The 8,620-nt window shown below is 39.3% G+C and carries 9 protein-coding genes; 2 read left to right on the top strand and 7 right to left on the bottom strand.

The window, feature by feature from the left end; translation table 11 throughout:
- Positions 1–120: 120 nt before the first annotated feature.
- The 7 genes from H6G14_RS33775 to H6G14_RS27880 all read right to left on the bottom strand — a co-directional run bounded on the left by H6G14_RS33775 (position 121) and on the right by H6G14_RS27880 (position 4,711).
- Positions 121–861, bottom strand: coding sequence for a hypothetical protein (locus H6G14_RS33775; protein ID WP_242053889.1), 741 nt, complete (start codon positions 859–861; stop codon positions 121–123).
- Between the two features lie 419 nt (positions 862–1,280).
- Positions 1,281–1,856, bottom strand: a complete 576-nt coding sequence (locus tag H6G14_RS27905; protein ID WP_190571601.1) for a methyltransferase family protein — start codon at positions 1,854–1,856, stop codon at positions 1,281–1,283.
- A 47-nt stretch (positions 1,857–1,903) separates the two neighbouring features.
- Positions 1,904–2,101 carry a hypothetical protein gene (locus H6G14_RS27900; RefSeq protein WP_190571599.1) on the bottom strand — a complete coding sequence of 66 codons (198 nt, stop codon included), beginning with the start codon at positions 2,099–2,101 and terminating at the stop codon, positions 1,904–1,906.
- 440 nt (positions 2,102–2,541) lie between these two features.
- Entirely contained in the window at positions 2,542–2,946 is a 405-nt protein-coding gene (locus H6G14_RS27895; protein WP_190571597.1) for a fasciclin domain-containing protein, read from the bottom strand.
- A 187-nt stretch (positions 2,947–3,133) separates the two neighbouring features.
- Positions 3,134–3,361 (bottom strand): EVE domain-containing protein, encoded by a 228-nt coding sequence (locus H6G14_RS27890; protein WP_199326309.1) that lies wholly within the window; start codon positions 3,359–3,361, stop codon positions 3,134–3,136.
- A gap of 177 nt (positions 3,362–3,538) precedes the next feature.
- Complete coding sequence (locus tag H6G14_RS27885) at positions 3,539–4,057, bottom strand: ASCH domain-containing protein (RefSeq protein ID WP_190571595.1); 519 nt, start codon at positions 4,055–4,057, stop codon at positions 3,539–3,541.
- A 327-nt stretch (positions 4,058–4,384) separates the two neighbouring features.
- Positions 4,385–4,711, bottom strand: coding sequence for a hypothetical protein (locus H6G14_RS27880; RefSeq protein ID WP_190571593.1), 327 nt, complete (start codon positions 4,709–4,711; stop codon positions 4,385–4,387).
- Between the two features lie 750 nt (positions 4,712–5,461).
- Between H6G14_RS27880 and H6G14_RS27875 the strand changes: the two genes are divergently transcribed.
- Together H6G14_RS27875 and H6G14_RS27870 are read left to right on the top strand one after the other, a co-directional pair.
- Positions 5,462–8,329, top strand: coding sequence for a DEAD/DEAH box helicase (locus tag H6G14_RS27875; RefSeq protein ID WP_190571591.1), 2,868 nt, complete (start codon positions 5,462–5,464; stop codon positions 8,327–8,329).
- On the top strand, positions 8,326–8,620 hold a 295-nt coding region (locus tag H6G14_RS27870; RefSeq protein ID WP_190571589.1), incomplete at its 3' end, for a hypothetical protein. The genes H6G14_RS27875 and H6G14_RS27870, both read left to right, overlap by 4 nt.

The following is an 8,620-nucleotide window of genomic DNA, read 5'->3' as shown; positions in this document are numbered from 1 at the left end:
TAAGGGGTATTAAATAATTAAGGGTAATCACTTACACATCAAAAACCAAGTAGCCACGAGCTACCAAAGGTATGAACAAATAAGCATCTCTTTAAATGAAACGAAAATAAATCTTTAAAATTACCCAGCGATCGCAGCAGGAAATAACAGCGTCTCAGTCGTTGCCGTATTGATGGAATAGCTTTGATTATCCAAAAACTTACTATTGACAAGCTCTTTGAGTGTTTTAACATCACCTTGCCACTTGTCAATCACTGCACTGATAGCTGCCAACCGTGCTGCTGGTTCTTCGTGATTTATCGCTCGACTGAAGTTAGCCGAAAACAAAACTGCTGGCTTAGTAGTTTTGTCTGGATACTGTAATTGAGCTTCATTAATATCCAGATATAGCTGAGTCTCGTTCAGCGTATAAACTAGCCTCATTGACGCTTCTACAGGCGCAGAACCAAAATCCTGCCATGCTCCTGGTTGGAGAAGTTTACTAAACGTGTAGTTGCGTCCGCCCAAGTTTTCTGGCTCGTAAGGTGCAAGTCCTCGTAAGTTAATTCCCACGCCCTGATAGTCCACTTGTTTGACTGTTTCAATATATTTATGAGCGATCGCCGCAATTTGCACATCGCTTGCTTCTTTATTGGCGATCGCTTCTGCAAAAATCACCCTATTGACCTCTGCAACAATGCTCACACCATTCTGGTAAACAACCTGAGCCGCAGTGTTGGTTAAAACTGGTGGTCTAGCTAATTCCCAGTCACTGGGGATAATCCCCGTATACTTGAGAAAGTCTGCGGTCAAAATACTGGGGTTTTGCTGCCGAACAGCGATCGCAATCAGCAGTTCTTGAACTTGAAAATTTTCCATCATATTACTCTGATTTATATACGTAAAAATAAAATTCAATGTGATTTTATCGACATTGATACGAGAATACACTTATATACTTATCTTTAGGAATAAATTCTTTATAAAGATTGTGCAAAATCAGTGGATATACTTAACTCTATGATTATTATCGAGAAAATCTCAAGTTTAAGAAATATTGCGTCAGTTTAGCTTGCCTAGCGACTCCAAAAACCTCTGCACCGACCCTTCTAAATCACCGGAGTACATCCGACCGATGCGATCAGCTACGCTCTTGCGGAACGCCATCGCAAATCTCCCGCACCTGCTGATATTCCGCAGGTAAGTAATCGAAGGACTTGAGATGCTTCAGCCCCGCCGTCAGTTCTCCGTCCCAAATTCTGACGGTGCAACTGAAGTCATTGACTGCGAAGATAATAGTATTAGTAGATGAAGGGGATGAGCTTCCAGGTTTCTTGAGAATAAACTATGTATTGTCCGCCTAATACAGTTTTTAGCATTTCTTCCTCTACCTGGATGCGGTAAAAACGCGATAAAGCTCCCATCACTGCAATCACTATCAAGATTATCCAATTAGCGATCGCTAATGAGGCTCCAATTTCCATGAGAAATGTACCCAGATAACCAGGATGCCGAATGATGTTATATGGAGCTTGCTGAATAATCTGCTGATTCTCAAGGGTTTGCAAAGTTCGCGTATAAAATCTGCCAAGTGTTTTAGCTGCCCAGTAGCGCAAGACAAGTCCAATAACCATCAGCAGCAACCCTAACCAACCAAAATATCCACTATTCCAATCTCCAATTTGATTGACATTTAGCATTGGAGCAAACAGAATCAGAATTATCCCCAGCAAACCACTAATCCAAATTACTTTTGAACTGCCTCGATCAAATTCACCAGCCTGAAGACTCAGAGCTTTGTCCCCAACTCTTAGCAGTCTTTCCATGATAAAGTAGCAAGCAATTAATAGGTATGCCAGAACAGCCTTTGAAGTCATACCAGTTCAAGTTCAATTTGGTTGTTTCTTGAATATAAATTATTAAGTCATACCCCAAATTCTTGCTCAATCAAACTCAATAACTTTTCTTCTACTTGGGTTAAATACGGCCGCTTCAATTCCCCTAAGTGCTTCAGCAAAGCACGGGCTGCCTCTTCTAGGTTCGCCCTGTCCCGTAACTTATGGATGCAATGACTTCCGATCGGTCGTAGACCATCAGCTACGCTATGAACGCTTTGCGCCATCTGTGACTTAAAGGAAAAGATTGCCGAAAATTAAAGGATAAGCTTGCCGAACCTATAGCCTGACTGCTTTTGTGGTCAAATACCCGTCTTGCGAGAATGCGATCGCAAAGCATAAAAATACTCCCAAAGCCTACATTTAACGTGGGACTCGCGGCAGACTTATTCTTGAATGAAATATGACAAATAATTCAGAATTAATCGAAATAATAAGGCTTTCAGCCTTTACTGCGGCAAGCTTTTGCTTTAAAAAACAGCAATCTTTTCCTTTAAGTCACACCATCGTACATCACCTGAAACTGCCGACATTCACATTATGATTCAAAGGACACTTTGGAGCGTTTCATAATTATCAACACTACATTCAAAGATTTGTAGGACAGCAATGATATTTAACTGCTGTCCCACAAATCTAAATCCATTTTTACTATTTCAACAAATGCTTATGCTGGAATCAATACTGTGTCAATCACATGAATCACACCGTTATCAGCTTCCACATCGGGTGTGGTAACTGTAGCATCATTTATTTTCACCCCACCATTAGATGCGTCTATCCTTACATTGCTTCCTTCAACAGTTGGAGCCGAGTCTAAATTGACCACATCTGCTGCCAACACTTTCCCTGAAACAACGTGATAAGTAAGAATTTTTGTTAGTTGGGGAATGTCTTGGAGTAGTGCGTCTACCGTCCCTGCGGGTAGCTTAGAAAATGCCTCGTCAGTTGGAGCAAATACTGTAAATGGGCCAGTCCCTTTGAGGGTATCTACTAACCCCGCAGCTTGAACTGCTGCTACTAGGGTATTAAAGGAACCAGCACTCACAGCAGTATCAACGATGTCAGCCATGTGTTTTTCAAGTGTCTGTATTTTCGTTACTGAATATATACTTTTATTGAGATTATTACTATCTATCTACAGATGGTTCAAATTTGGGTAATAACTTGATATTAATAAACGAATTAAGAAAAATAAAGCATTCATGGCTGCGCTCTCCTAAATTTAAAAATTCTCGATTTGCAGCTATGCTTTGGTACTAAACGCATTTGGTGACAGATGCAATCGCTGTCACCAAACTGCTTAATGAATCTCTAGTAAATCGAATCCTGGCACAAGGTTTAACACCAACACGGCTAGTATCAATCCAATACCCAATATCAAGCGGACTGGTGATCATCTTGGGTGATTCAATAATCTCGGCGATCGCATATATCCCCGCCTGATCTCCAGAGTTCCAAATCAGCAACCCATCGCCAGCCGCCATGTCTTTTGCATAGCGTGTGGACAGCTAAGGCATCTGCTCGAAGTCACGAATGCCATCTATGATCCAGTAATACTTAGATTTGCCTTGAAATAGCCAGTAAATCATAAAATTTAACTTAAAAACTTCAAATTATAGCGTTCCACCACATAATATTTCTTTTAGCTAAAAAGATTACTTTTACTCTTCTTCGAGAGCTAATAAAGCTTGTTGCCATGCTAATTCAAATTTTGCTCTTTCCTCTGCTCCATTTGCCTTCCAGAGCGGAGGCTGTTTTCCTTTGATTGGTACTGGGGTAGGCAACTCTACGCGAGCATCAAAATAATACTCCCATACAGAAAATCTGCCATCTTGGGAAGTCCAAAGTTGGCAGTCGTACAGGTAAGCAACACCGATGATCACACCCCGTTGAGAATTACGATCTATACCATATTGCTTAAGTTCTGATTCAGGATCATCAAATTCATTATCTGAGTCTTGACTAAGCCCTGCTTGAATCAATACCCATCCTCTATAATCTGTTCTTTTCCCTCTAGCCTCTGTTTCCTTAATACCAAGTATTATTTCCCAAGCATAAGGAAGATGTGTTGTCATACATCGAATATCGTCAGGCATTTGCTCTGGAAGAATCCTAATATTTTCATCATCTTCTTCTGTACACTCTTCCCATTTTTGTTCTACTGTCGTATTTTGTATCATATTTGCTGCTTTTACGTGTTATTAATATTTTTCCAGTAACATCAGAAAGCGATAAAATTTTGGAATCATTTATGAGCAATACGTTTGTAAAGCTTGAGAAAAACAAACATTTAACAATATACTAATTTCTCAAATGAATTTTTAATACATAAAAAAGCAATAAAGAATAAAAACTACCAAAGATATAAAACTTTATTTAATTGATACACCCAGAAATATATTTATTGAGCATCATCTATGTATAGGCCCGTCATAGTAAAAAGAAAAACCTGAGCCTCCTGAACCATATATAAAACGCTTATTAGTTGCTGAAGCAATTATATAAGTCTATTCTTGCCCATCCCATGCCTCACCTTTACAACCGTTTTCATTAAAGCCATCCCATTTCTTACAAGATTGATTATTCTCCAATCTTAAAAACATTAAGGCATCATCTTCGGAACTTTTACGCCAAGAGGGTATTACTTGAATCATAATATATTTACCCTCAATAAATATTTTCAGAGTACATTTACCCTTAATATCTCCAGCAGTAGTATGAAGACCACAAGAACTTTTTACATTTCTCTGTTCAGCTATTGCATCACTATTTAAAGTAAAAACTGAAAATAGTCCTAATAATGTAACAAATAATTTAAGATTTTTAGGACTCATTGTAATTCCTGTTTCTTTAAAATAAACGTTTTTGAAAATTTGTCAAATATAGAAAAATCCATCAAATTTTTAAGATTGGGTTGATTTATAGCAACTCTTTTTTTACGTTTATTAACTCAACACTCATCACTCGATGTAGCGAGTAATATCATGTCTTGTTTTATTTTATCCGTGTTAAAGCTAGTTGTAACCTAGTTAATATACGGTTTCTTTACTTAGTTTCGTAAATTTCTGTGTAAAATCAGTAGTAAATAAGCATAAACTTTGACTTTCTATCTACGCATTCTGATAATGAAATCAGAACAGATGTGATCACTCTTCAAAACAAATAGATGTTATGTTCTCTGACAACAAGCTCAATCTCTGGCATATATATCTGTAATCCGAAGGTTAGGCTATTACTTCAAGCATTATTTCTGTGGTCAACGGCATTTACGCTATATACTCACACTTAGTCTGAATTAGACAAAATTGTGAATTTTGCTGATATCGGGAGTATTCTTCACAAGATCCTCAAATTTTAGACTTATATGTGCTTAGTAGGCTTTATGGCTGAAACATCAATAAATCAATGCTCTTTTAAGGATTTTATGGATATCTCCAATGCTTATTGAGTGACTAAAATCACATACTTATGTAAAATTTATGCTTATAACCTAATTTAATACTTCTATAAGCAGTTAACACACATACATAAGATACTCTCAATGGCGAAATGTAATGTATAGTCACTTTAATTTTTAGGTTTCTATGGAAACGCTTGCCCCTGGTGCGCGAATTGTTGCTAGAGATGCGGAATGGCTTGTAAAAGCCACTTCAAGAACACCCAATGGTTCTGTGGTAATCGAAGTTGTGGGTGTAAGTGATTTTATTAAAGGTCGCACGGCAAGGTTCGTCAAAGAATTAGAAGAAGACTTAGAAGTTTTAGACCCAAAAAATACTAATTTAGTATCCGACAATACTCCTGGCTATAGGAATTCGCTGCTTTTTCTCGAAGCCCATCTGCGGCAAACTGCCCCCACTGATACTAATTTTTACATCGGTCACGAAGCAGCAATGGATGTGCTGCCTTACCAATTAGACCCAACGCTCAAAGCTCTTTCTATGCCGCGACAGCGTTTGTTAATTGCAGATGCTGTTGGCTTGGGGAAAACTTTGGAAGCAGGAATTTTGGTGGCTGAGTTGATGCGTCGGGGACGAGCAAAACGCATTCTGGTTGTTACAACCAAAAGTATGCTGACTCAGTTCCAGAAAGAATTTTGGGTGCGTTTTACTATTCCCCTAGTACGTCTTGATTCTGTGGGTATTCAGCGCATTCGCTCTCGTATTCCCACCAATCATAATCCTTTCCACTATTACGATAAAGCTATTGTCTCAGTTGATACCCTGAAGCAAGACCGGGAATACCGCACTTACATTGAGCAAGCTGAATGGGATGTAATAGTCATCGATGAGGCACACAACGTTGCTCGTCGGGGACGTGGTAGCAGTGCTTCGTTACGTTCTAAATTGGCTGACCGTTTAGCAAGTCGCTCCGATAGTTTAATTATGCTATCAGCCACACCACATGATGGACGAGCAGAAAGCTTTGCTAGTTTGATGAATATGCTCGACCCAACGGCGATCGCCAATGAGTCGAACTACACTAAGGAAGATATTCGAGATTTGTACGTCCGGCGGTTTAAAAAAGATGTTGTAGCGCAACTTCTCAAAAAATTCCCAGAACGACAGGTTTTAGCGGTAGAAGCTAATGCTTCTCCCCAAGAAGAAAAAGCGTTTGAAATTCTCGATAACTTAAAGTTAGCTGGGATTGACGCGAAAGCTTCTACAGGTAAATTGTTTAAAACTACTTTGCTAAAAGCTATGCTGTCCAGCCCTATGGCTTGTTTGGAGACAGTATGCAATCGCATCAATCGGGTAGAAAAAACTGATGATCGGCGTTTTAGTAATGATATTGATGAGTTGAAAGCTTTAGCAGCCGCTTTAGTAACCATTAATGATAAAAATTTCTCAAAATATCAAAAACTGCTAAAACTAATCACTACAGCCGAAGATGAAGGCTTTGCTTGGAAGGGTGCAGACCCAAAAGACCGGATTGTAATTTTCACGGAACGTTTGGAAACGATGCGCTTTCTGAAGGAGAATTTAAAGCGCGACTTACAGCTAACAGAAGAAGCGATCGCTACCCTTGATGGGGGAATGCCAGATGTTGAATTGATGGAAATTATCGAAGAGTTTGGTAGTGAAAAATCTCCGCTGCGGCTGGTAGTAGCTACAGATGTGGCATCGGAAGGGATTAATTTACATTATTTTTCACACCGTCTCATACACTTTGATATTCCTTGGTCGTTAATGGCTTTACAGCAGCGTAATGGGCGGGTTGACCGTTATGGGCAGGAACGACAACCACAGATTCGCTATTTATTGACTCGTTCATCTAACGAAAAAGTTGATGAAGCAGAGCGCATTGTTAGCGTGTTGGTGAAGAAAGACGACCAAGCAATTAAAAATATTGGCGACCCTTCTGTTTTTATGGGAGTGTTTGATGCCGATAAGGAAGTAGAGGTGACAGCAGCCGCTATCGAAGCAATTGAGCAGGGAGAAACGGAACAAACTTTTGACGCACGCCTGCAACCAGGTGAGCAGACAGAGGATGAGGATAACTGGTTTGCTGATTTACTTAGCGATGAGCCAGAAGTGAGTGAGGAACCCCAAGCACAAGCTGCTATGCAGAAAATGCCAAGTTTATTTCCCGATGACTATCATTACACGTTAGAGGCATTAAAGGCAGTTAATGAGGAAAATCCTTTGCAGCTGCGTAGTTTGGAGGAAGAGTTGTTAATCGAGTTAACAATGCCCAACGAACTGCGATCTCGTTTTGAGCGTTTACCAAGAGAAATTCAACCTGCATCAAATCAAGCATTGCGTTTGTCTGGCGATCGCAATAAAGTGATGCGCGAACTAGAGGAATCACGAAAATCGGAGGAACGCTGGCCCTCGATTCAGTATCTTTGGGAACTGCATCCGGTAGTAGATTGGTTAAATGACCGTGGGATAACACTTTTCGGTAGACATCAAGCACCTGTCATTGTTTTACCTCAGTTACAAAAAAATGAGGTTATATTCGTCATGTCAGGTATAATTCCTAACCGTCGTGGCCAACCTCTAGTTAATAAGTGGGTAAGTGTAGTGTTTCAAAATCAAAAGTTTAAGCATATAGAAGACTTTGAGAAAACGCTACAGCTTACTGGATTAGGACAGGAGCCGATTCCCAATCAAATGTTACCTATCGATGAAAAACTTTTGGATTTACGTGAGATAGCAGTTGTAGAAGCACAAAAGAAAATGCTAAAAGCACGTAATAATTTTGAGGATTCAATTAATGTTCAACTACAGGAACAATTGAATCGTTTAAATAAACTCAAAGGTCAACATTATGAGCAACTAACATTACGCTTTGCAGACGGTACTCCTTTAAAAGAAGAGAAAAAATCAAAAGCAGAACGAAGAATTGAGCAAATTTTTAATGATTATTGGCGTTGGGTAGAGGATAGCATGACTACCGAACCTGCTCCATATATCAAAATCATTGCAGTTTTACAGGGAGCTAAGGTATGAGTAAATTAACAGGAATTACTAATGAAAATGAGTTTTACTCAAACCACTACCTGGATGCTATCCTCAATGATGATATTAAGGGAGTTGCTCAACGCTGGCGAGAAGCTGCGGCTGAAAATGAAACGAAATCTCCCCCTGAATTATTGGGAAGTTTAGCTGCGTCTTATTTTAGATTTATCAATAATAGGACTTACGCATTGACAAAATGGCAAAAGAGTGGATTGATAAAAAGTATCATCTACTCACTAGGTATCGAACAATCAGAGAAATCAGCAAACCCTCGACAGCACA

The organism is Nostoc parmelioides FACHB-3921, from assembly GCF_014696625.1.
GTDB classification, from domain to species: Bacteria; Cyanobacteriota; Cyanobacteriia; order Cyanobacteriales; family Nostocaceae; genus Trichormus; species Trichormus parmelioides.
The sequence above is the reverse complement of the archived record's forward strand: the minus strand, read 5'-3'. Positions and strand labels throughout refer to the sequence as shown.